The organism is Pseudomonas imrae (assembly GCF_046352735.2).
GTDB classification, from domain to species: Bacteria; Pseudomonadota; Gammaproteobacteria; order Pseudomonadales; family Pseudomonadaceae; genus Aquipseudomonas; species Aquipseudomonas imrae.
In genome coordinates this window covers 1,591,222-1,615,410 of record NZ_CP110853.2, presented here as the reverse complement: position 1 = coordinate 1,615,410, position 24,189 = coordinate 1,591,222, and the positions used below count along the sequence as shown (strand labels likewise).

Here is a 24,189-nt window from a genome sequence, read left to right as displayed (position 1 = left end):
TCAACGACGAAGGAGGAGCTTTCCCGAGAGAACGGGACCAGGACAAAGGCGTCCTCGCTGGTTATCTAGCGGGGATGCCTTTTTTGTTTGCGCGTGATTGGTCGAGCCATTGCGGAGAACGACATGAAAAAACTCAAACTGGTGATGATCGGCAACGGCATGGCCGGGGTTCGCACCCTTGAAGAACTACTCAAGTTGAGCAACGAGCTGTACGACATCACGGTCTTTGGCGCCGAGCCCCACACCAACTACAACCGCATCCTGCTGTCGCCGGTGCTGGCCGGCGAGCAGACATTCGAAGAAATCGTGCTCAACGATCTGGATTGGTACCTGCAGAACAACATCAAGTTGCTGCTCAACCGCAAGGTGGTGCAGATCGACCGAGTCAAGCGCAAAGTCATCGCCGAAGACGGCAGCGAGGCCAAGTATGATCGCCTGCTGATCGCCACCGGTTCGACTCCATTCATTCTGCCGATTCCCGGCAACACCTTGCAGGGCGTTATCGGCTACCGCGATATCGCCGATACACAGGCCATGATCGACACCGCCAAAACCCACAAACATGCGGTGGTCATCGGTGGCGGCCTGCTCGGCCTCGAGGCGGCCAACGGCCTGATGCTGCGCGGCATGCACGTCACTGTCGTACATATCGGCGAATGGCTGCTGGAGCGGCAACTGGACAAAACCAGTGGTCAGTTGCTGCAAACCGAACTGGAAAGCCGTGGCCTGGTATTCCGTATGTGTGAACAGACCCAAGCCCTGCATGACGCCGGCAACGGCCGCGTTGGTTCGGTCCAGTTCAAAAATGGCGACATAATTCCCGCTGACCTGGTGGTAATGGCTGCTGGCATTCGACCCAACACCGAGCTGGCGGAAAAGTCCGGCATCCCCTGCAATCGCGGGATCCTGGTCAACGATACGATGCAAACATACGACCCGCGCGTCTATGCAATCGGCGAATGCGCCAGCCACCGCGGGATTGCCTATGGCCTGGTGGCGCCACTGTTCGAGCAGGCCAAGGTCTGCGCCAACCACTTGGCGCAGTTGGGGTTCGCGACCTACAAAGGCTCGGTGACCTCCACCAAGCTGAAAGTCACCGGTATTGACCTGTTTTCTGCCGGCGACTTCATGGGTGGCGAAGGTACCGAGACCATCACGCTTTCCGACCCTATCGGCGGCGTCTACAAGAAGCTGGTGATCAAGGACGACATCCTGGTGGGCGCATGCCTGTACGGCGACACCGCCGACGGTGGTTGGTACTTCCGGCAGATTCGTGAGAACCATGGCATTGGTGAGATCCGTGATCACTTAATGTTCGGCGAGAACGCCTTGGGCGATGTCGGCCACCAGGGTCAGGACAAGGCCATGAGCATGGCCGACAACGCTGAAGTCTGTGGCTGCAACGGCGTATGCAAAGGCACCATCGTCAAGGCGATCCAGGAGCAGGGACTGTTCAGCGTCGACGAGGTAAAGAAGCACACCAAGGCCGCCAGCTCCTGCGGTTCCTGCATCGGGCTGGTGGAACAGATCCTGATCAACACCGTGGGCGGCGCCGCAGACGTCAAGCCAAAGAGCGAAAAAGCCATCTGCGGTTGCAGTGACCTCAACCACGGACAAATCCGCCAGGCCATCCGCGACCAGCACCTGCTGACCATTGCCGGCACCATGAGCTACCTGAACTGGCGTACACCCAATGGCTGCGCTACTTGCCGCCCCGCGCTGAACTACTACCTGATCTCCACCTGGCCGGGCGAAGCCAAGGATGACCCGCAATCGCGCCTGATCAACGAGCGGGCCCACGCCAATATTCAGAAGGACGGCACCTACTCGGTGGTCCCGCGGATGTGGGGCGGTGTGACCAATCCTTCGGAACTGCGCCGTATTGCCGATGTGGCAGACAAGTACAACGTGCCAATGGTCAAGGTCACCGGTGGCCAGCGCATCGACCTGCTGGGCATCAAGAAACAAGACCTGCCGGGCGTGTGGAAAGACCTTGATATGCCATCCGGCCATGCCTACGGCAAATCCATCCGTACCGTAAAGACCTGCGTGGGTAGCGAGTTCTGCCGCTTCGGCACGCAGAACTCCACGCAACTGGGTATCGAACTGGAACATGACCTGTTCAACATGTGGTCGCCCCACAAGGTCAAGCTCGCCGTGTCCGGTTGCCCGCGTAACTGCTCGGAAGCCGGAATCAAGGACGTGGGAATCATCGGCGTCGATTCCGGCTGGGAGATGTACATCGGCGGTAATGGCGGGATCAAGACCGAAGTCGCGGAGTTTTTCGTCAAGCTCAAGACCGCTGAAGAAGTGCGCGAATACAACGGCGCATTCCTGCAGCTGTATCGCGAGGAAGCCTTCTACCTGGAGCGCACCGTGCATTACATGCAACGGGTCGGCATGGACCACATCAAGAAAGCCGTACTCGAAGACCCGGCTCGACGCCAGGCATTGAATGAGCGCCTGCAATTTTCCTTGTCGTTTGAACAGGACCCGTGGAAGGAGCGACTGGAACAGCCGCTACTGAAAAAGGAGTTCGACGTTATCCCCGTTAAACAACTGGAGGTGCCGGCATGAACTGGCTGGATATCTGCGCCCTCGAAGAAATCAATGCCCTCGGCTCGCGCATCATCAATGGGCCCAAGGGAGACATCGCGATTTTTCGCACCAGTGGCGACGAAGTCTTCGCCCTTGATGACCGCTGCCCGCACAAAGGTGGCCCGCTGTCCCAAGGGCTGATCTATGGCAAACGCGTCGCTTGCCCGTTGCACAACTGGCAGATTGACCTGGCGTCCGGCGAAGCCCAGGCACCGGATATCGGGTGTGCCCATCATCATCCGGCCCGCGTCGAAAACGGCCGGGTAATGCTCGCCCTACGGGACGCCGGTTGATGAACCGCCAGACCACCGCGTCGACCTGCTGCTACTGCGGAGTCGGTTGCGGCGTGCTGATCGAGCATGACGGCACGCAGATCCTCGGCGTCAGTGGCGATCCGACGCACCCTGCCAACTTCGGCAAGCTGTGCAGCAAGGGCGCCAGCCTGCACCTGACCGGCGACCTGAGCGCACGGGCGCTGTACCCGCAGCTGCGGCTGGGCAAAGCCCTTGCCCGCAGCCGTACCGACTGGGACACCGCCCTGGAACACGCCGCCAGCGTGTTCGCCGAGACCATCGCCGAGCACGGCCCCGACAGCGTGGCGTTCTATATCTCCGGGCAACTGCTTACCGAGGATTACTACAGCTTCAACAAACTCGCCCGGGCATTGGTAGGCACCAACAATATCGACAGCAATTCCAGGCTATGCATGTCCTCGGCGGTAGTCGGCTACAAGCGCAGCCTGGGAGCCGATGCGCCGCCATGCAACTACGAGGATCTGGAATCCAGTGATTGCGTGTTGATCGTCGGCAGTAACATGGCCTACGCCCATCCGGTATTGTTCCGTCGCCTGGAAGAAGCCAAGGTTCACCGGCCGCACATGAAAGTTGTGGTGATCGATCCACGTCGTACCGACACCTGCGATCTGGCCGACATGCACTTGGCGATTCTCCCGGGTACAGACGTTGCGCTGTTCCATGGGATCTTGCATCTGCTGCTGTGGGAAGACTGGATCGACCGTGACTTCATCCAGGCCCATACCGACGGACTGGAAGAGCTGAAACGTCTGGTCCACGACTACACGCCACAAATGGTCACGCAACTGTGCGGGATCAGCGTCGAGCAACTGCGCCAATGCGCACAATGGGTCGGCACTTCTGCAAGTTTCCTGTCGCTGTGGTGCATGGGCCTTAACCAGTCGACCGCTGGCAGCGCGAAAAACAGTGCCTTGATCAACCTGCACCTGGCCACCGGGACCATCGGTCGGCCAGGCTGCGGACCGTTCTCTCTCACCGGCCAGCCGAATGCCATGGGTGGACGCGAGACCGGTAGCCTGTCGAATCTATTGCCAGGCCATCGTGAAGCGGCCAACCCTGCGCATCGCTCGGAAGTCGCCGCTTATTGGGGCATCGAACAACTACCGGCAAGCACCGGGCTGAGCGCAATCGAGCTGTTTGAACAGGTGCACGCCGGCAAGATCAAGGCGTTGTGGATCGCCTGCACCAATCCTGCCCAATCCATGCCGGACCAGACGGCAATACGCCAGGCTCTGCAAGCGTGTCCGTTCGTAGTGTTGCAGGAGGCCTTTCGCACCACGGAAACCGCAGCCTTCGCCGATCTGTTATTGCCGGCAGCCAGTTGGGGTGAGAAGGAAGGCACGGTCACCAACTCCGAGCGGCGTATTTCCCACGTCCGCAAAGCCATTACCCCGCCTGGTGAGGCTCGGCCGGATTGGGCAATTACCGTGGACTTCGCCCAGCGCCTGGAACGGCGTTTGCGGCCAGGCCTGCCCAGCCTGTTTGCCTTTGAGCAACCGACACAGATTTTTGATGAGTTCAAGCTCCTGACGCGTGGCCGGGACCTGGACTTGTCGGGCATCAGCCATGCCCTGCTCGACCAGATCGGCCCGCAACAATGGCCTTTTCCAGTCGACGCACAACGCGGCACGGCACGGTTGTACACCGACGGGGTCTTCCCCACCGACAGTGGCCGGGCGCACTTTATTGCCGACCCGTATCGCGCCGCCAAGGAACAACGAGATGCTCGTTTCCCACTGACTCTGATTACCGGTCGTCTGCGAGATCAATGGCACGGCATGAGCCGCACTGGCAGCGCCGCACAGCTGTTTGGCCATGTCAGCGAGGCCTTGCTCAGCCTGCACCCAGACGAACTGCGCCGACATCGATTCAAGGACGGTGATCTGGTCAACCTCAAAAGCCGTCGCGGCAACGTGATTGTGGCTGTCAGCGGTGACGACAGTGTGCGCCCCGGCCAAGCCTTTTTGCCGATGCACTGGGGCGATCGCTTCCTCAAGGGAGGGGTCAACACCCTCACCCAGCCGGCGTTCGACCCCTTGTCGAAACAACCGGAACTCAAGCACAGCGGTGTACGCCTGGAAGCCGTGCAACTGCCCTGGCAGTTATTTGCATTGATCGAGGGCGATGTGCAGCAGCACTTTGAAGCCTTGCGCCCGCTATGCGAAGGCTTTGCCTATGTCAGCCTGAGCCTGGCCGGGCGCGAGCGTCCCGCATTGCTGGTGCGCGCGGCCCATACCGAGGCGCCGGATCTGCGCTTGCTCAAAAGTATCGACCAATTGCTGGGCCTCAATGACGGCCCTGTAATGGCTTATGACGACCCGCGCCGCTCCATCGGCAAGCGGGTAAAAATCGAAAAAGGCCGCATCACCGCCCTACGCCTGGCGGGCGAGACCCTCGCCCGCCATTGGCTGCAAAGCCTATGGCTGGAAGGCAAGGCTGACGACCAACTGCGACGCTGGCTCTTGGCGCCCTTGAGCGCACCACCAGGTGGCGGTGCGACCAGCAGCAAAACGCTGTGCAACTGCAAAAACGTCAGTGAAAGCACTGTGTGCGCCGGGATTGCCCGGGGCCTGGATCTTAACGGGCTCAAACAGGAGCTTGGATGTGGCACGCAATGCGGCTCGTGCATACCAGAAATCAAACGTCTATTGGCCAGCCGTCCGCAGCCAATCGCAATCAGTGTGTGAGGGGAAAAGTATGAGCGCAAAAGTCTGGCTGGTAGGTGCAGGCCCCGGCGACCCGGAGTTGCTGACCCTCAAGGCCGTGCGGGCCCTGCATGAAGCTGATGTGGTGTTGATTGACGACCTGGTCAACCCGGCAGTACTTGAGCACTGTCCCGGTGCGCGAGTCATCACGGTCGGCAAGCGCGGCGGATGCCGCTCCACGCCACAGGATTTTATTCACCGCCTGATGCTGCGGTATGCACGCCAGGGTAAGTGTGTAGTACGTCTCAAAGGCGGCGATCCGTGCATTTTTGGACGGGGCGGAGAAGAAGCCATGTGGCTGAAGGAACGCGGCGTGGCGGTAGAGTTGGTCAATGGCATTACTGCCGGGCTGGCGGGCGCGACGAACTGCGATATCCCCCTGACACTACGCGGCATCAGTCGCGGCGTGACGCTGGTCACCGCACACACTCAGGACGACAGCAGCCTGAATTGGCGAGCATTGGCCGAGGGCGGCACCACATTGGTGGTGTATATGGGCGTGGCGAAACTCGAAGAAATTGCCGCGCAATTGCTCAAGGGCGGCATGGCTGCCGATATGCCGGTGGCGATGATCGAGAACGCTTCGTTGCCCGTGCAGCGTGAGTGCCGAAGCTCCCTGGCCCGCATGCAAGAAGACGCCAAGGCGTTTGCCTTGAAGAGCCCGGCGATCCTGGTGATCGGCGAGGTGGCGGCGACGGAAGTGGAAGCGGTGTTGCTGGCCAGCGCCTGAGACAAATTGCAGGCGAAAAAAAGCCCGGCCTAAGCCGGGCTTTTCTCTACTACTCAGTAATTACTGAGCGGTAGCTTCAACCGAAGCTTCTACGCGACGGTTAACAGCACGACCAGCTTCAGTTGCGTTGTCAGCAACTGGGCGGGACTCGCCGTAACCTACGGAGGTGATACGGCCAGCGTCAACGCCGTCTTTAACCAGGACTTGCTTAACAGCGTCAGCACGACGCTGGGACAGCTTCTGGTTGTAGGCGTCTGGACCTACGGAGTCAGTGTGACCAGCAACTTCTACGTTGGTAGCTGGGTACTGAGCCATGAAGTCAGCCAGGTTTTTCACGTCGCCGTAGCTGTCTTGCTTAACAACAGCCTTGTCGAAGTCGAACTTAACGTCCAGCTCAACACGAACAACCTGAGCAACCGGAGCTTCTGGCTCTGGAACTGGCTCTGGAGCTGGTGCTGGGGTAGGAGCTGGAGCTACTGCGCCAGCGTTACCGCCGAAGTTCACGCCCAGGCCAACCAGTGCGGAGTAATCCCACTTGCCGTTGTCCAGGTTGTGGTCTGCTTCAACGCCTGCACGAGCGAACAGGTTGTTGGTGAAGTAGTACTTAACACCGGTACCGATGATAGCCAGAGTCGACTGATCGCGACCGCTGTGACCATCAGCTTCTACGTTGGTGCGGCTCTGGTGACCGAAACCACCTTCTACGTATGGACGCAGGGAGTCAACACCAGCCTGACCGAAGTGGTAGGTAGCCAACAGGCTGCCAGTGTCACCCTTGATCTTCTGGTTGCCAGTACCGTCGTTCGAACGGGTGTGGTTGGTCTTGTCGTAGGACAAGTTCAAGGACAGGTCGTCGGTCAGGAAGTAACCGATGCGAGCGCCAGGATTGAAGCCGTCTTCGATGTGCTTGACGCTATCGTTGTACTGCTTCTTGTAGAACAGCTCGCCTTCAACTGCGCCTTGGCCTTGTGCCAGAACGCCGAAAGAAGTAGCGGCAATAAGAGAACCAATGGCCAAGCCCAAGGTGTTTTTCAGTTTCATCCGTTAAATCCCCATCTGGTGATTGTAAAGCAGTCCCACATACCGGGGGACAACTCGGCGACAAGTCTAACAGAACTTGCCTACACGTAAGAGATATTTGCACTGAACTAAGTTTCAGTACCGCCCGCAAATTTCTCACGTAATTTATCAAGAGCACGTTTGTAACGCATTTTTGTAGCACTCAAACCCATATGCATAATGTCAGCGATTTCCTGAAATTCCAGCTCTGCGACAAATCGTAGCACCAAAATTTCACGGTCAATCGGATTCACATGCACCAGCCAGCGATCAAGTCCGCCCTTTTCCTCGGGTGTCGGCGCCTTTTCTTCAGACGCTTCCTCAAGGGGGTCCAGACTCAAAGCGTCCATCAAGCGACGCTTTCGCCGTTCCTTCCGATACTGCGTGATGCACTCGTTGTACGTGATGCTGTAGAGCCAGGTCTTGAACTTCGATTTCCCCTCAAAGTTCTTCAAGCCGTACAACACCTTGAGCATCACTTCCTGACAGACATCATCCGCATCACGATCGTTCCCCAAATACCTTGAACAAACGTTGAACAGAGTGCGTTGATACCTGCGCATCAATTCTTCGTACGCACGCGTTACGTGAAACAGCTCCGTGTGCGCACGCGCGACCAACTCCTCATCAGAGAGCTCACGGGGGTCATAGCGCGTGGACAGCGTTTGGGCTTTATTCAAAACAAGTCGTGCCGACAGTCAGGTCAATGTCCGCCAGAGCCTGGTTACCCAGGTTCGCGGCGGCGTACATTAGCAGGGTTTACCGCTTTAGCGGCTACTCACCTGCTGCTCCAGCAGAATTCGATTAGACAGCGACACTAGTTCGCCATCATCGGTCAGCACTGTAGTTTTTACCGTGCCGATCTCTTCGATCTGCCCTTCGACCTCACCTACACGTACGTGTTGCCCTACCTGATACAACTCACGCACATAGATTCCCGCAAGAATCTGCCCGGCAATTTCCCGGCTTCCCAACCCCATGGCCAGCGCAACAGCCAGACCAACGGTAATCAAAACAATCACAATCACATGGTTGAGCAGGTCAGTCTTGACCTCCAACTGACTGATCGCGACCGAAATACTGATGATAATCACCAGTCCCTGGGCAATTCGCCCCAAGCCACTGGCGTAGTCCAGACCGACACCTTCGGCGGCGCCGCGTACCAGCCCGTTGGCCAATTGCGCCAGCAAAACCCCCACCAACAACACCAGCGCGCCACCGAAAACCTTCGGTAAGTACAGCGCCAACATGTCGAGCGTAGCTGAAACTCGCTCAAGTCCAAGGGATTGCGCCGCAGAAACCAGAAAAATCAGCAGAACGAACCAATAAACAATCTTTCCGATCAAGGTAGAGATCGGCACTTTAAGGCCAACACGACCCAGTAGCTTGGTCAGGCCGGTCCCACCCATGATGCGATCAAGACCCAGCTTGGCCAGCAGCTTGGACAACAAGGTGTCGAGCAACTTGGCCACGACAAAACCCAACAGCACCAGCACCAACGCCCCGAACAGGTTGGGAATGAAATTCGCCACCTTGGTCCACAACGCCGTCATGGCAGTGACCAGACTCTGGGTCCAGAGATCAAGTTCCATATTCAATCAGCCTTATCAGCAGAGCGAGCAATAGGTTTACGACGAGAAACCGGCGAAACGTGAGCCGAACCGTTGTTCACGGCGATCATCAGTGCCGGCAGCCAGCGTCCGAGCAAGCCGAACAGGTCCCCCGCACCGACCTGGCGGTTAGCGGTTTTCAATACGCGGCCCAGGCAAGCATCGTCATCCCGGTTGGATGGCGAAGCATTCAGCATGTCACGTAGCGACTGTTCAAACGGATCGTGCATAGGGACCTCTCGCAAGTGAATTAAAAGACGAGGGCAAAATTCTTTGGGTCACATGACCTTCACGCCCATTCAGGTCATATTCAGGTCAGACCCAGCGTAAACGTCTGAACAACCACCATTGCCCCAGCGCCACCGATATCATTAACAGGCAGGCAATCGCGAACCCGTAGGGGCTTTCAGAAAAAGGAATTCCCCCGACGTTGATCCCCAGAAGTCCCGTGAGAAAACTCATCGGCAGAAAGATCCCGGTAATGATCCCGAAGCGGTACATAGTGCGATTCATGCGTACGCTCAAGCGCCGGTCTTCGGCCTCAAGCACAAGCCCCACGCGCTCGCGAGCCAACTCCAGCTCTTCCAGGTAACGAGTCAGGCTGTTGTTCAATTCGTTCCAATAGTCGGCATCGTCATCGACGAACCAAGGCAATTTTATGCGGGTCAGTTGAGCAAAAATATCACGCTGCGGTGCCAGGAAACGCTTGAGCGCAGCGGCTCGCCGACGGATCTGCAAAACACTGCCGTGCTCTGGAGTATACCGTTCGTCGGCATCCAGTTTTTCTTCTTCAATATCGACGATTTCAGACAGGTCGCTGACCAGGTCCTGCACTTTATTAGTCAGGTACTGAGCCATGTAGAGGATCAGTTCCGAGGCGGTTTTGGGGCCTTTGCCCTCCGCCAACCGCACCAGCAATTCATCAGTGGCGCGCAATGGCCGCAAACGCAGGGAAATGACCCGATCGGCTACAGCGAAGATACGTACCGAGACCATATCTTCCGGTTCAGCGCCGGGATTGAGGTTGATCCCGCGCAAAAACAGCAGCAATTCGGCATCCGCCAACGGCAGCAGGCGTGGACGGGTGTTCTCCTCCAGCAGCAAGTCACAGGCGAACTCGCTCAAACCGCTGGATTTGCGCAACCAGGTCTGGGTCTGGGGATGACTGCGATCCCAATGCAGCCAGAGGCTTTCATGTGGCTGCATCTGCAAGTCGTCAAGCTCAGTCCGGGCAATGGAACGCGCGCCGCCTTTACCGTCCAGCACCAGGGCATGCACCAGCCCCCACTGCGCGTTTTCTTCCTCGAACATCCTCACCCCTGTCGATCAACTGCTGTTATTCGGGCATTTTCAAAGGGCTTGGCGAAACGACAATGCCGTTATTGTCGGCATACACGTACTCACCCGGGCGAAAAGTCACACCGGCAAACGTCACGGGTACGCTCACATCACCAATACCACGCCGCACGCTCTTCAATGGATGGCTGGCCAGGGCCTGTACGCCCAGGTCGGTTTGGGCGAGGACATCCACGTCACGGATACAACCGTAGATCACTATCCCTTCCCAGCCATTTTTCGCGGCTTTCTCGGCGATCATGTCACCCAGCAAGGCGTGACGCAGGGAGCCGCCACCGTCCACTACCATCACTTTGCCGGTGCCATTGAGCTCAGCCTGCTCCTTGACCCGAGAGTTGTCCTCAAAGCACTTGATGGTAACGATTTCACCACCGAAGGAGTCCCGGCCACCGAAATTGCTGAACATAGGTTCGAGTACCTGTACCAGCTCCGGGTAGGCATCGCACAGGTCGGGGGTCACGTAATGGTTCATCGAAAAACTCCTGTCAGTGAAAGAAGGTGTCGAACATCCACGGCTAAGTCTGGAAACGCATCACAACGGACATTATTTAATTCCTGCCCGCTGCGCACCGCAATGATCAGATTCCGATGCGAGCAACGCAATAGCCACTGCGCGACTGAATATGACCAGAACAGCACCATGCGTCATATCTTAGCCGCAACTGACATTAAGCGAAACGCTCTGGCTGGGCCCTTCTCAATCGGTGGCAAGCACTTGCGGATGCGCGCCTGTCACAGGGGTCAGCGGGTCTCTCAACCAACGCTTTACCAACGGCCATACTTCGGCTTGGGCCGCCTTGCTGACCAGCATCTCGACATGCCCGAAATCTCCCGCGAACCCTTGCCGACGGCCCAGGCACAGGTATTGGCGGTGCTCGGAACCCACCTGTTCAAACAGCTTGCGGCAGGCCCAATCCGGGTCTTGGCGATCACCGGCCGCACTCACCGCCAACAACGGTACAGCGACATCGGCCAAACCTTTCCACCAGTCACGCTCGGCATCGCCAAAACGCCCGAACAAGCCATGCCAGCGCATGCTTTCCAGGACCAGGCCGACGGGTTCGTCTTCTGGGCCGCGCTTGAGACGTGCCCCGGAAAGTTGAGCAAAGCGTTTCAAGATGAATCGCCCTCCCCACGCCACCGGTGGGATTTTCAATGGCCAGTAGGTACGGCTGACCTGGCAACCAAACAGTGCCGCGGAAGCGACCGTTGGCCCTGCCAGATATTGGCCACCCAATGCCGCCGCGAGGGTCGTACCGCCCAGAGAGTGGCCGATCCAGTGAGGAACTTGCCCGCTTTGCTCACCCACGAAGGCGGCAATCGCCGGTAGATCGTAACGCACGTAGTCAGCTACGCAGTTGCGGGCGTAATCCTGGTTACGTCGGGAAAGCCCGTGACCACGCATTTCAGGGATCCACACATCAAAGCCCTGGCGTGCCAGATAGGCTCCCAGGCCAATACCTTCAGGCGAGTACCAGAAGCGCCGGTTGGAAAAGCTGCCATGCAACAGGACCACCGGCACGCCCCGGGTTTGCTGGACATCGGCCAGCCCCAGGCGCGTCACTGCCAGCTCAACCGTACCGTCCGGGCTGTTGCCAGGCTTGAGGCGATAGACATCTTCACTCAGGTCGCCACGACGCTCGGCACTGGTCAAGGCGACGGGAAATAAACTGCTGCTGCTTTGCATAGTGTTCTTGCACAAAAAAGGGCGGTGTCCAGATGGAGTTCCGCCCTGTACAGAATGAGAAATGTCGGCCCACCATAGCAGTGGACCGACAAATGGCGTTTACGCCGAGGCTTGACCTTCAGCCAGGAAGAACCAGGTTTCCAGCACGGAATCAGGGTTCAGCGAAACGCTTTCGATACCCTGCTCCATCAGCCACTTGGCCAGGTCCGGGTGATCGGAAGGTCCTTGACCGCAGATACCGATGTACTTGCCCGCCTTGTTGCAAGCCTGGATGGCGTTGGCCAGCAGCTTCTTGACCGCAGGATTACGCTCATCGAACAGATGGGCGATGATCCCCGAATCCCGGTCCAGGCCCAGGGTCAACTGAGTCAGGTCGTTGGAGCCAATCGAGAAGCCGTCGAAGAACTCCAGGAACTCCTCGGCGAGAATCGCATTGGAAGGCAGCTCGCACATCATGATGACGCGAAGACCGTTTTCGCCACGGGACAGACCATTTTCTGCCAGCAGGTCGACAACCTGGCTCGCTTCGCCCAGGGTACGCACGAACGGCACCATGATCTCGACATTGGTCAGGCCCATCTCGTTGCGTACGCGCTTGAGAGCACGACACTCAAGCTCGAAGCAGTCACGGAACGCTTCGCTGATGTAGCGCGACGCGCCACGGAAACCCAGCATCGGGTTTTCCTCTTCCGGCTCGTACAGCTTGCCGCCGATCAGGTTGGCGTATTCGTTGGACTTGAAGTCCGACAGACGCACGATGACCTTTTTCGGGTAGAACGCGGCAGCCAGGGTGCTAATGCCTTCCACCAGTTTCTCGACGTAGAAACCTACCGGATCGTTGTAGCCGGCAATGCGCTTGTCGACGCTTTCCTTGATATCCAGCGGCAGGCCGTCATAGTTCAACAGGGCCTTGGGGTGCACGCCGATCATGCGGTTGATGATGAACTCCAGGCGGGCCAGGCCCACCCCGGCGTTCGGCAACTGTGCAAAATCGAAGGCGCGGTCCGGGTTACCGACGTTCATCATGATCTTGAACGGCAGGTCCGGCATGGCGTCAATGGAGTTTTGCTTGATGTCGAAGCCCAGTTCACCTTCGAAGATGAAGCCGGTGTCGCCTTCGGCGCACGACACGGTCACGCCCTGGCCGTCTTTCAACAGCTGGGTGGCGTTACCGCAACCCACGACCGCTGGAATGCCCAGCTCACGGGCAATGATCGCCGCGTGGCAGGTACGCCCACCACGGTTGGTGACGATGGCACTGGCGCGCTTCATCACCGGCTCCCAATCCGGGTCGGTCATGTCGGAGACCAGTACGTCACCTGGCTGGACCTTGTCCATCTCGGACACGTCCTTGATGATCCGCACCTTGCCGGCGCCGATGCGCTGGCCGATCGCACGGCCTTCCACCAGCACGGTACCGGTTTCTTTCAGCAGGTAGCGTTCCATCACATTGGCCGAAGTACGGCTTTTCACGGTTTCCGGACGAGCCTGCACGATGTACAGCTTGCCGTCGTCACCGTCCTTGGCCCACTCGATGTCCATCGGACACTTGTAGTGCTTCTCGATGATCATCGCTTGTTTGGCCAACTCGCTGACCTCGGCGTCGCTCAGGCAGAAACGCGCGCGCTCGGCCTTGTCGACATCCACGGTTTTCACCGAGCGACCGGCCTTGGCCTCGTCGCCGTAGATCATCTTGATGGCCTTGCTGCCCAGGTTACGACGCAGGATCGCCGGGCGACCAGCTGCAAGGGTGTGTTTGTGCACGTAGAATTCGTCCGGGTTGACCGCACCCTGTACGACAGTTTCGCCAAGACCGTAGGCGCCGGTGATAAACACCACGTCGCGAAAGCCTGACTCCGTATCCAGAGTGAACATCACGCCGGCCGTACCGGTTTCCGAGCGCACCATGCGCTGCACTCCGGCAGACAGAGCCACCAGCTTGTGGTCAAACCCTTGGTGTACGCGATAGGAAATAGCACGGTCGTTGAACAACGAGGCGAACACTTCCTTGGCCGCGCGGATCACGTTTTCCACGCCGCGGATGTTGAGGAAGGTCTCTTGCTGACCGGCGAAGGATGCGTCCGGCAAGTCTTCGGCGGTGGCCGAGGAGCGCACGGCGACGGCCATATCCGGGTTACCGGCGGACAACGTGGCGAAGGCAGTACGAATTTCTTCGTTGAGCTTCTCGGGGAACTCGGCTTCCATGATCCATTGGCGGATCTGGGCGCCGGTCTTGGCCAGGGCGTTGACGTCATCGACGTCCAGGGCGTCCAGCGCGGCGTGGATCTGGGCGTTGAGGCCGCTCAGTTCGAGGAAGTCACGGTAAGCCTGGGCCGTAGTGGCGAAGCCACCGGGTACCGAGACACCGGCGCCTGCAAGATTACTGATCATCTCGCCGAGGGATGCGTTCTTGCCCCCCACATGCTCTACATCATGGACGCCGAGCTTATCGAGGGAAACTACGTACTCTACCAAGGTGATCTCTCCACTAACTGTGTTGGAAAAGCTCAGGACGCCGGCCGCTCAGTAGGAGCGTTAACCGGCGTTTGTGGCCTGGACCTGGAAAATAAGTGAGAATGCGGCCCACTGTGGGACGGCAAAATCGCGCCTATCATATCCAAGATTCGTCATCAGCTTAAGGCCCAAGGCTCAAATGAAACGATCTGCTTTCTTTATTTCCGATGGCACCGGCATCACTGCCGAAACCCTGGGTCAAAGCCTGTTGGCGCAGTTCGAAAATATTACCTTCGCCAAATTCACGCGACCCTATATCGATAGCGTGGATAAAGCGCGGGCCATGGTACAACAAATCAATCTGGCCGCCGAAAAAGACGGTTTCCGCCCGATCATTTTCGACACCATTGTCAATCAGGACATTCGTGAGATCCTTGCAACTTCCAATGGTTTCATGATCGACATCTTCTCGACCTTTCTCGCGCCCCTGGAGCAGGAATTGAGTGAACACTCCTCATACTCTGTGGGCAAGTCCCATTCCATTGGCCACAACTCCAACTATATGGAGCGGATCGAGGCGGTAAACTTCGCGCTGGACAACGACGATGGGGCCCGCACCCATTATTACGACAAGGCTGACCTGATCCTGGTGGGTGTGTCCCGTTGCGGCAAGACGCCGACATGCCTTTATATGGCAATGCAGTTCGGTATTCGCGCAGCCAACTATCCGTTGACCGAAGACGATATGGAGCACTTGACGCTACCGGCCGCCCTACGCTCGCACCAGCACAAGTTGTTCGGCCTGACCATCGACCCGGACCGTCTCACCGCCATCCGCAATGAGCGCAAGCCCAACAGCCGGTATTCCAGCTATGCCCAATGCGAATTCGAAGTACGTGAAGTAGAAAATCTGTTCCGCCGGGAAAATATTGCGCACATCAATTCCACGCATTTTTCGGTGGAGGAAATTTCGGCGAAAATCCTGGTGGAGAAAGGTGTCGAACGGCGGTTTAAGTGAGGCAGCCTCAAGTCTCAAGCTATTAGCGACAAGCTAGAGACACTCGCCTTGAAGCTTGCGGCTTGCAACTTGCGGCTGCAACGCTGCACGCTACAACTGAAACCGCCCCCCGCCCTGCCCCAGCGCGCTGGCCAGCGCGTCAAAACCCTCGCGCAACAATTGATCGTCCCCCGACGTATTGCAGATACTCGCCCGGATAAACTGTGGCACCGCCGTTTGCCCAACGGCAAACGCCTCAGCGGTGGCGATCAGGTAATTGTTCTGCTTGAGTTCGGCCTCGATTTCCGAGGCCCGCCAAGGCTCCGGCACTTCAATCCAGAAATGCGGACTGTTGAGGTGCGTACGGTACTCAAGACCGATCAACAAGTCTTCGACCAGCATTTTGCGCCGGCTGATCTCGTTTATCTGCTGGTGCAGCAAGTACTCCGCCGTACCGTTCTCGATCCATTGCGTGGCCAGCTCCAGCGTGACCGGCGTCGCCATCCAGCAAGTGGAGCGCAATGCTGCCGAAATGCGACTGACCAAGGCCGGCGGCGCATGCACGTAACCGACTCGCAACCCTGCCGACACGGCTTTGCTCAGGCTGCTGATCAAGATGGTACGTTCCGGGGCAAAATGGCTCAAGGGTGGCGGACGATCCGCCACCAGTACGCCGTGGGCTTCATCTTCGAGAATCAGCAAGTTGTGCTCACGACAGACACGCACCAACGCCTCGCGTCGCGTAACGGACAGGACCGACGTCGTCGGGTTCTGGATGGTCGGCGTGCAATAGAGAGCCGACACCCGATGATTGCGACAGACCTCCTCCAACGCCCCCGGCAGGAGCCCCTCGTCATCCATCTCCAGGCCGATCAAGCGGATGCCCAGCATGCGTGCGGCGGTGATCAGCCCCGGGTAGGTCAACTGTTCAGTGACCACGGTATCGCCAGCACGTAATAACGCCATCAGGGCACAGAGCAGCCCATGCTGACCGCCGTTAACGCAGATGACCTGCTCGGGAGTGGGGTGAAAATCCCGTTGGACCAGCCACTGGGCGCCCGCTTCTCGATAGCGGGGCAAACCGGCGTCCGGTGTGTACGCGCTGATCTCCTGCAAAAACTTGGCGTTATTGGCCAGGGTCTGGAAGCTCTGGGCCAGGAATGTCGTTTCCTGCCCCGGAATGTGCATATTGCGGCTCATATCGAAGTACTGACGAGGCTCATCGCTGAAGTTGCGAAAACCTTCGTCACGCTGGCGTTCCATTCCACGCTTGCGCACAAACGTTCCGTCACCGACCCGTGCCACCACCAATCCCAAGCGTTCCAGCTCGCCATAGGCCCGGCTGATGGTACCGATGGTCACCCCCAGGTTGTCGGAAAGAACCCGATGAGGCGGCAGTTTTCGCCCCGGCTCTATCAGGCCTTCCAGGATGCCTCGCTCCATGACATCCGACAGGCGTTTGTACTTCACGCCCTGTCCGCTGGAGAGCCCCTCTCGCATAATTGACACCATGTCAATAATTGTTTTGACAGCCATCATTCGCCCTAATAGTGTGCTTAAACGGGTTCAATCACCGGGTAAAACCTCTAATGACACATTCAATATAGAGTTCAATTCCGGCTCAGGGAAGCAATAAACGATGCCAATGTCTGCCGTTCTCCAAAACGCCGAAAAAACAAAAACACGTAAGCAGTGGTTGGCAGGGCTGATTACCAGTGTGATGTTTCTCATTGTGTGCCTGAGCTGGGGGACGACCTGGCTGGGGATCAAGATCGCGGTGGAAAGCGTTCCGCCGCTGACCTCCGCCGGCCTGCGCTTCCTGATCGCGTTTCCGTTGTTCCTGTGTTTTGCATTGGTGCGTCGCGAGCCGATCCTGTTTCCCCGGGAAAGTCGCTGGTTTTTTGTGTTCGTGACCCTTTCCTACTTCAGCGTTCCTTATTACTTGCTCAATTACGGAGAAATGCATGTCTCCTCCGGCCTCACAGCTTTGCTGTTCAGTTGCATGCCGGTGTTCATCCTGATTTTTTCCGCGCTGTTCCTGCGTGAGCGCATCTACTTTTCCCAGGTGGTCGGTATCGGCATCGGTTTCGGCAGCCTGTACATGATCATCAGGAGCCAGGGCCTGCACCTGGACCATGCCGAGTTCTTTGGGGTGCTGGCCATTTTGACCGCCGCGATCATGCATGCCTTGTGCTACGTCATCACCAAGCAAAAGGGCAGCGCCATCAGTGTCATCACCTACAACACCCTGCCTATCGGCATCGCCGGGCTGATGCTGTTCGTGGCCGGCCTGTGGTTCGAGTCCCCGACCTTCGAAGCGATTACCCTGCGCTCGTGGAGCGCCCTGTTCTACCTGGGGCTGGTGGCTTCGGTCGGCGGTTTCATTGTGTATTTCATGCTGCTCAAGCGCCTGAGCCCGATCATCCTGTCCTTCGTCTTCATCATTTTCCCGGTGTTCGCCGTGATCATCGGCGCCTGGTATGAAGGCCTCGAATTGTCCAGGGACCTGATGCTCTATTCCGCGATCCTGCTGGTTGGGTTCGCAATCACCAAGTTGCCGATCGAAAAACTGCTGGCCAAGACCAATTGACCTTTTTACCCACTGACGCGAGAGAAACATGGACGTGCTCCGCCCTAACGCCCTCAAAGAGATCTACGCCCACGCCAGCCGCAGCTATCCCGAGGAATGCTGTGGCTTCGTCTTCGCCGACGGCAGCGTGTATCTGGGCAGCAATATCCAGAATGAGCTGCACCGCAAGAACCCACAGATGTATCCGCGCCGCGCGGCCAATGGCTACACCTTTTCGGTGGCCGACACACTGATGATGAACAAGGCATTTCGCAGCGATAACCCGGTGACGGTGATCTACCACTCACACCCGGATGTCGGCGCCTATTTCAGCGACGAGGATCAAGACAAGGCCCTGTACATGGGCGAGCCGATCTATCCCGTCAGCTACCTGGTGGTGGACGTCCGCCAGGGCAAGGCCCTTGGGTCAAAACTGTTTGCCTGGGATGGCACGCACTTCGCCCTCAAACCATTCAACGACCTGCAAACGGAGTTGTACATGAACGATGTCTCTTTCCCCGAGATTCTGGTCCGCGTGGCCAAGTTGCCTGCTTCGACCCTCAAGGGTGCCGGAACGACATTGCGCGAAGTCATTGAAAACCTCTGTACCCATCACCCGCAATTGCAAGCGCACTTGTTCCACCAGAACAACCAGCTCAAGGAACACTTCCTGTTCACGGTCGGTGAAGAACAGGTCAACGCCGATGAACCGTTGCCGGAAAAGGCCCGGATAGAAGTGTTGCTCGCCACCTCCGGCGGCATGGATATCGACGCCCTGAGCAACGAGGAAGTGCAGCGCTATGTGCGCCACATCACCCTGCCTGGCGTCGGTCGTGAAGGTCAATTGAACCTGAAAAAAGCCAAGGTATTGATCATCGGCACCGGTGGCCTGGGCTCCCCCATCAGCCTGTACCTGGCTGCGGCCGGCATCGGCACCCTGGGGTTGGTGGATTTCGATGTGGTGGAAAGCAGCAACCTGCAACGCCAGATCGTCCACGGCAACAGCACCCTGGGCATGTCCAAGGTCGAGTCCGCCAAACAACGCCTGCAAGACCTGAACAACCATATCCAGATCAACGCTCACGAGACTGCGCTGAATGCCGACAACGCGCTGGATCTGGTCGGCGCCTACGATCTGGTGATCGATGGTACCGATAATTTTGAAACCCGCTATCTGGTCAACGACGCCTGCGTGCAGCTTGGTAGACCTTTGGTATACGGCGCCATCTACCGTTTTGACGGCCAGATCAGCGTGTTCAACTACAAAGGTGGACCTTGCTATCGCTGCCTGTTCCCCCATGCGCCACCGGCTGAACTGGCGCCCAACTGCAGTGCCGGCGGTGTGATTGGCGTACTGCCCGGCGTAGTCGGCATGATCCAGGCTACCGAGGCGATCAAACTGCTGATTGGCCTCGGCGAATCGTTGTCTGGCCGACTGATGCGCTTCGATGCGCTGGCTATGAAATTCAGTGAGATCCGCTTCAAACGCCGTGCCGATTGCCCGTGCTGCTCCGAGCTACGCGATGAGCAACAACCCGCGGCAGCGGTGTGTGCAGACACGGTGCCCGCCGCTCCGAAACTGGCCAAGGAGCGCTACATCAAGCCGCGCGTTCTCAAGCAATTGCTGGAGCAACAGCGCAGTGCCGACATCCTGCTGGATGTGCGTGACGCCAGCGAACTGGAAGTCTGCAAGCTTCCCGGTGTGGTTCACATCCCGCTGGCCGAACTCGACGAGCAACTCGACACCCTCAGCCGCGACAACACTCACTACCTGATCTGCTACGCCGGTATCCGCGCCGAGCAAGCCGCCAGCACTTTACTGGCAGCCGGTTTTGCCAACACCCGCGTCCTCGAAGGCGGGATGAAACACTGGGTTCGCGACGTCGAACCTGACATGCCTTTGTACTGATCACCGGCCAGGGGTATTTGCTTGATGCTACATAACTCGATACTCGACACGATTGGCCAGACGCCCATCGTACGCCTGGAACAATTCTCCGAAGACCTCGGCATCGAGGTCTTCGCCAAGCTTGAATCGCTGAACCCGGGCGGCAGCCATAAGGCACGCATCGCTCTGGGGATGATCCTCGACGCCGAGCGCCGGGGCATCCTGATTCGTGGCTCAGGGCAAACCATCATCGAGCCCAGCGGGGGCAACACCGGCATTGGCCTGGTGATGGCCGGCAATGTGCTGGGCTACAAGGTGGTGCTGGTGATCCCGGACAACTACAGCCCCGAGAAGCAAAAACTGCTGCGTCTGTACGGTGCCAAAGTAGTGCTTTCGGACAGTTGCCTGGGCAACAATTCCCATGGCGAAAAGTGCATGGAACTGCAACTGGAAAACCCCAGCTACGTCATGCTCAACCAGCAGCGCAACAGCGCCAACCCACAAACCCACCGCGACACTACCGCCCCGGAAATCATCCGTGCGTTTGGCGAGCGCCAGGTGGATTACTTCGTCAGCGGCATCGGCACCGGTGGCCATATCACCGGCATCGGTGAAACCCTCAAGGCGAAATGGCCGCAGATACGCGTGATGGGTGTAGAGCCCGAGGAATGCGACCTGCTTAATGACCGGCACGCCCCGCATCATATCCAAGGCCTGTCCATTGGTCTGATCCCGAGCATTCTCAACCTGAATGTGCTCGACGGCATGCTCAAGGTCTCGCGCCTGGAGTGCCTGGAAATGATGAAACGCATCATGCGTACCGACGCCGTAAGCCTGGGGCTGTCGTCGGCCGCCAATATGGTGGCCATCGCCAGACTTGCACCGGAGCTACCCACCGACACGGTGGTACTGACGATGGTTTATGACAGCGCCGACAGCTATCTGCCGTGCTTCGAATAATGCCAATTGCGGGAGCACCTTCCATGGGCGGCTTTATCGACATGCATCAGCTGCATGAGGAGTTACTGGCGCACCTTGTCAAAACCCTCGCCCCAGCGCAGATGCAACAGTTGCAGGTACACCTGGCCTCGTTGATCCAGGAGGCTGCGCAGGACGTGGCAGAAGATCTGCTCGCCTATGCCTGTCGCGACCCGGCGTCCCGTGGCCGCGGCAAGCTGATCCTGGAGTCCTACGCCTCATTCAAGGCGGTGCTGTATTACCGCCTGGCACATCGGGTCTGGAATTTCTCCGAGCCCTCCAACGGCGTGTTTCCCAGCATCGCCCTGACACTGAGCAACCAGGGCAAACTGCTCTCAGGTGCCGAGATTCATCCCGCCGCACGAATCGGCCGGCGCTTTGTGCTGGATCATGGCTACGGCACGGTGATCGGTGAAACCTGCGAGATCGGCAACGACTGCTACATCCTTTGCGGCGTGACCCTGGGTGCTCGAGGTATCGCCAATAATCCCGATGGCAAGCGCCATCCACGCCTGGGTAACAATGTCGAAGTCGGCGCCGGTGCCAGGGTGCTCGGCTATGTGCAGATCGGCGACAACGTATTTATCAGCCCGTCCTGCGTGATCACCCAGGACGTACCGGCGGGCACCAAGGTCAAGGTAGTCAACCAGATCCAACTGCAGAAAAACGATGAATCGGATCAGAGCAACTATCTCGGTGCCTTCGCCCTTGATGAGCGACTGCACGTGGTGGGTGAGGTCAACGCCAGCCACCGAGTCACGGTGCTCGATGCCGACTTTCACCCATTACCGGGGTTGATGCTCGAACCCACGGTGAAGGAGCGTCACCACTTGCAGTTTCGCCTACACCGCATCGAGTCGGATGAGCGCCTGCCGCGCCTGCCACTGAACCTGAAGGTCAGCGGCCCGGAGTTTGAAATCACCCTGCTCTCCCCCCCTGGCCTGAGCGCGATGGTGCGTCACCTGCTGCAAGCCAGCCCACTGATTGTCGGAGGTTGAACATGTCCGTACACACCATGGAAACCCTGGCGCTGTTCGATAGCGCGCCCTACCAGAACGCCTTCAGCGCCAGGGTGATCGCAGTCAGCGAACACGGCATCGCCCTGGAGCATACGCTGTTCTACCCCACCGGCGGCGGTCAACCGGGGGACACCGGTTACTTCACCTTGCCCGACGATACCCGGATCAACGTGACCGGAACCGTGCGCGACCCGGTGTTGCGCTCGATCATTTGGCATCAGGTTGACCATTACCCCGTGCAACTGAGCGCCGGAGTACAGGTGGACGCGGGCCTTGACTGGGAGCGGCGTTATCAACACATGAAAATGCACACCTGCCTGCACCTGCTGTGTTCAATCATCGACGCCCCCGTGACCGGCTGCAGTATCAGCGCCGACAAGGGGCGCCTGGATTTCGACCTGCCAGAAATGACCCTCGACAAGGAAAGCATCACCCGCGACCTCAATGCGCTGATCAAGCAAGCCCATGAAGTCAAATCCCTATCGATGCCGGCGTCGGAATATTCCACCCTGCTGCAGATCACCCGTACCCAGGCCGTCGCCCCGCCAGTGATCCAGGGCGCAGTGCGCGTGATTGAAATTACCGGCATCGATATCCAGCCATGCGGCGGCACGCACGTGATCAATACCGAGGAAATCGGCCGGGTGTTCTGCGAAAAGATCGAAAAGAAAAGCAAGCACAACCGCAGGGTGATCCTGCGGTTCAAGTGATTGCTTGGGATCAGATCACGAACAGGTCGACAAAGCGGTTTACCGGCGTCGCTTCCAGCCGCGCTTGGTCCTTGCATAGAGCAAAGATTTCGGCGCTGCGCTGGGTGGTAAAGCGCGTGGCGAGGTTGGCCTTGAACTTGTCTTCCAGCAATGGAATGCCCTCTGCGCGACGGCGACGGTGACCAATCGGGTACTCCACCGCTACCTGATCGGTGTGAGTGCCATCCTTGAAGTACACCTGCACGGCATTGGCAATCGAGCGCTTGTCGGCCTCCAGGTATTGCTGGCTGTAACGCGGGTCTTCGAGGATTTCCATCTTGTCGCGCAACTCGTCGATGATCGGGTGAGCGGCGTGGAATTTATCTTCGTAGTGCTCGGCCACCAGGTTTCCAAACGCCAGGGGTACGGCAGTCATGTACTGCAGGCAGTGATCGCGGTCAGCGGCATTGGCCAATGGGCCGACCTTGGAGATGATGCGAATGGCCGACTCGTGGGTGGTGACAACGATTCTTTGAATCTCATGCAGGCGGTTTTTAACCTGCGGATGCAAGGCCACCGCCGCTTCGCACGCCGTCTGCGCATGAAACTCGGCCGGGAAACTGATCTTGAACAGCACGTTCTCCATGACATAGGTGCCATAGCGCTGGGACAAGCTGAACGCCCGCTGGTCCTCGGGCTTGAGGGCCAGATCCTTGTTGGTATGACTGAACAGCACGTCATAGAAGCCCCACTGTGGCGCGCTCAACACTCCTGGGACGCCCATTTCGCCGCGCATCGCGATGTCTGCCAGGCGTACACCACGACTCGAAGCATCACCCGCCGCCCAGGACTTGCGCGACCCGGCGTTGGGCGCATGGCGATAAGTACGCAATGCCTGGCCATCTACAAACGCATGGGACAAGGCCGCCAACATTTGCTCGCGATTGGCGCCCATCAACTTGGCAGTGACGGCGGTGGAGGCGACTTTTACCAGCAGCACATGATCAAGGCCGACGCGGTTGAAGGAGTTTTCCAGGGCAATCACGCCCTGGATCTCATGGGCCATGATCATTGCTTCCAACACCTCGCGCACGGTCAACGGCAGCTCGCCGCTGGCCACGCGTTTTTGCGAAAGATGATCCGCAACAGCAAGGATGGCGCCGAGATTATCGGACGGATGCCCCCATTCCGCGGCGAGCCAAGTGTCGTTGTAATCGAGCCAGCGGACGATGCAACCGATATCCCACGCGGCCTTGACCGGGTCCAGGCGAAACGAGGTGCCGGGAACCCGAGCGCCGAATGGCACCACCGTACCCTCGACGATGGGCCCCAGGTGCTTGGTGCATTCGGGAAAGCGCAAGGCCAGCAGGCCACAGCCAAGGGTATCCATCAGGCAGTTGCGAGCGGTGTCGAGGGCGTCCCGGGATTCGACGCTGAAATTCAGGACGTAGTCAGCGATGTCCTGCAAAACCTGGTCGTAGTCGGGACGGTTGTTTTGGTCGACGTTGCTGGTCATGGCGTTACTCCGCAGTGGGT

20 protein-coding genes are annotated in these 24,189 nt (G+C 58.3%); 10 read left to right on the top strand and 10 right to left on the bottom strand.

The annotated features are described in order from the left end of the window. Positions 1 to 123: 123 nt before the first annotated feature. Genes nirB through cobA form a run of 4 tightly spaced genes read left to right on the top strand, consistent with a single transcriptional unit; the run spans position 124 to position 6,347 of the window. Complete coding sequence (gene nirB / locus OQ460_RS07455; RefSeq protein ID WP_410021206.1) at positions 124 to 2,577, top strand: nitrite reductase large subunit NirB; 2,454 nt, start codon at positions 124 to 126, stop codon at positions 2,575 to 2,577. Further along, positions 2,574 to 2,891: a nitrite reductase small subunit NirD gene (gene nirD, locus OQ460_RS07450; protein WP_410021205.1), complete on the top strand. Its 318-nt coding sequence runs from the start codon at positions 2,574 to 2,576 to the stop codon at positions 2,889 to 2,891. Before nirB ends, nirD begins: the two co-directional genes overlap by 4 nt. Next, the gene (locus OQ460_RS07445) at positions 2,891 to 5,599 is read left to right on the top strand and encodes a molybdopterin-dependent oxidoreductase (RefSeq protein ID WP_410021204.1); all 2,709 of its coding nucleotides are present in this window, start codon (positions 2,891 to 2,893) and stop codon (positions 5,597 to 5,599) included. The genes nirD and OQ460_RS07445 overlap by 1 nt, the downstream gene beginning before the upstream one ends. Before the next feature lie 10 nt (positions 5,600 to 5,609). Beyond that, positions 5,610 to 6,347, top strand: coding sequence for a uroporphyrinogen-III C-methyltransferase (cobA, locus tag OQ460_RS07440; protein ID WP_410021203.1), 738 nt, complete (start codon positions 5,610 to 5,612; stop codon positions 6,345 to 6,347). Positions 6,348 to 6,407: 60 nt separating this feature from the next. On the opposite strand, the gene OQ460_RS07435 is transcribed toward cobA, so the two are convergent. From OQ460_RS07435 to ppsA, 8 genes are all read right to left on the bottom strand, one after another. After that, on the bottom strand, positions 6,408 to 7,388 hold the full coding sequence (locus OQ460_RS07435) for an OmpA family protein (RefSeq protein WP_410021202.1): 981 nt from the start codon (positions 7,386 to 7,388) through the stop codon (positions 6,408 to 6,410). A gap of 107 nt (positions 7,389 to 7,495) precedes the next feature. Then, the gene (sigX, locus tag OQ460_RS07430) at positions 7,496 to 8,086 is read right to left on the bottom strand and encodes an RNA polymerase sigma factor SigX (RefSeq protein WP_410021201.1); all 591 of its coding nucleotides are present in this window, start codon (positions 8,084 to 8,086) and stop codon (positions 7,496 to 7,498) included. 87 nt (positions 8,087 to 8,173) lie between these two features. Further along, positions 8,174 to 8,998 (bottom strand): mechanosensitive ion channel family protein, encoded by an 825-nt coding sequence (locus OQ460_RS07425; protein ID WP_410021200.1) that lies wholly within the window; start codon positions 8,996 to 8,998, stop codon positions 8,174 to 8,176. A 2-nt stretch (positions 8,999 to 9,000) separates the two neighbouring features. Next, a complete protein-coding gene (locus tag OQ460_RS07420; protein ID WP_410021199.1) occupies positions 9,001 to 9,246 on the bottom strand; it encodes a CrfX protein in 246 nt (81 codons plus the stop codon). An 85-nt stretch (positions 9,247 to 9,331) separates the two neighbouring features. Continuing rightward, positions 9,332 to 10,327 (bottom strand): zinc transporter ZntB, encoded by a 996-nt coding sequence (locus tag OQ460_RS07415; RefSeq protein WP_410021198.1) that lies wholly within the window; start codon positions 10,325 to 10,327, stop codon positions 9,332 to 9,334. Between the two features lie 25 nt (positions 10,328 to 10,352). Next, positions 10,353 to 10,844, bottom strand: coding sequence for a ribonuclease E activity regulator RraA (rraA, locus tag OQ460_RS07410; RefSeq protein WP_410021197.1), 492 nt, complete (start codon positions 10,842 to 10,844; stop codon positions 10,353 to 10,355). A gap of 225 nt (positions 10,845 to 11,069) precedes the next feature. Continuing rightward, on the bottom strand, positions 11,070 to 12,059 hold the full coding sequence (locus OQ460_RS07405) for an alpha/beta fold hydrolase (RefSeq protein ID WP_410021196.1): 990 nt from the start codon (positions 12,057 to 12,059) through the stop codon (positions 11,070 to 11,072). Positions 12,060 to 12,158: 99 nt separating this feature from the next. Beyond that, the gene (gene ppsA, locus OQ460_RS07400; RefSeq protein ID WP_410021195.1) at positions 12,159 to 14,534 is read right to left on the bottom strand and encodes a phosphoenolpyruvate synthase; all 2,376 of its coding nucleotides are present in this window, start codon (positions 14,532 to 14,534) and stop codon (positions 12,159 to 12,161) included. A gap of 178 nt (positions 14,535 to 14,712) precedes the next feature. On the opposite strand from ppsA, the gene ppsR reads away from it, so the two are divergent. Further along, the gene (gene ppsR, locus OQ460_RS07395) at positions 14,713 to 15,531 is read left to right on the top strand and encodes a posphoenolpyruvate synthetase regulatory kinase/phosphorylase PpsR (RefSeq protein WP_048720549.1); all 819 of its coding nucleotides are present in this window, start codon (positions 14,713 to 14,715) and stop codon (positions 15,529 to 15,531) included. 90 nt (positions 15,532 to 15,621) lie between these two features. On the opposite strand, the gene OQ460_RS07390 is transcribed toward ppsR, so the two are convergent. Further along, entirely contained in the window at positions 15,622 to 17,046 is a 1,425-nt protein-coding gene (locus OQ460_RS07390; protein WP_410021194.1) for a PLP-dependent aminotransferase family protein, read from the bottom strand. A gap of 160 nt (positions 17,047 to 17,206) precedes the next feature. Between OQ460_RS07390 and OQ460_RS07385 the strand changes: the two genes are divergently transcribed. Genes OQ460_RS07385 through OQ460_RS07365 form a run of 5 tightly spaced genes read left to right on the top strand, consistent with a single transcriptional unit; the run spans position 17,207 to position 22,674 of the window. Continuing rightward, positions 17,207 to 18,100: a DMT family transporter gene (locus tag OQ460_RS07385; RefSeq protein ID WP_410021947.1), complete on the top strand. Its 894-nt coding sequence runs from the start codon at positions 17,207 to 17,209 to the stop codon at positions 18,098 to 18,100. Positions 18,101 to 18,128: 28 nt separating this feature from the next. Then, entirely contained in the window at positions 18,129 to 19,988 is a 1,860-nt protein-coding gene (gene moeB / locus OQ460_RS07380) for a molybdopterin-synthase adenylyltransferase MoeB (protein WP_410021193.1), read from the top strand. 24 nt (positions 19,989 to 20,012) lie between these two features. After that, positions 20,013 to 20,927 carry a PLP-dependent cysteine synthase family protein gene (locus tag OQ460_RS07375; RefSeq protein ID WP_410021946.1) on the top strand — a complete coding sequence of 305 codons (915 nt, stop codon included), beginning with the start codon at positions 20,013 to 20,015 and terminating at the stop codon, positions 20,925 to 20,927. Between the two features lie 23 nt (positions 20,928 to 20,950). Then, the gene (locus OQ460_RS07370; protein WP_410021192.1) at positions 20,951 to 21,943 is read left to right on the top strand and encodes a serine O-acetyltransferase; all 993 of its coding nucleotides are present in this window, start codon (positions 20,951 to 20,953) and stop codon (positions 21,941 to 21,943) included. 2 nt (positions 21,944 to 21,945) lie between these two features. Beyond that, positions 21,946 to 22,674 carry an alanyl-tRNA editing protein gene (locus OQ460_RS07365; RefSeq protein WP_410021191.1) on the top strand — a complete coding sequence of 243 codons (729 nt, stop codon included), beginning with the start codon at positions 21,946 to 21,948 and terminating at the stop codon, positions 22,672 to 22,674. A gap of 10 nt (positions 22,675 to 22,684) precedes the next feature. Here OQ460_RS07365 and prpD read toward each other — a convergent pair whose 3' ends face one another. Continuing rightward, entirely contained in the window at positions 22,685 to 24,169 is a 1,485-nt protein-coding gene (prpD, locus tag OQ460_RS07360; protein WP_410021190.1) for a 2-methylcitrate dehydratase, read from the bottom strand. Positions 24,170 to 24,189 lie beyond the last annotated feature (20 nt).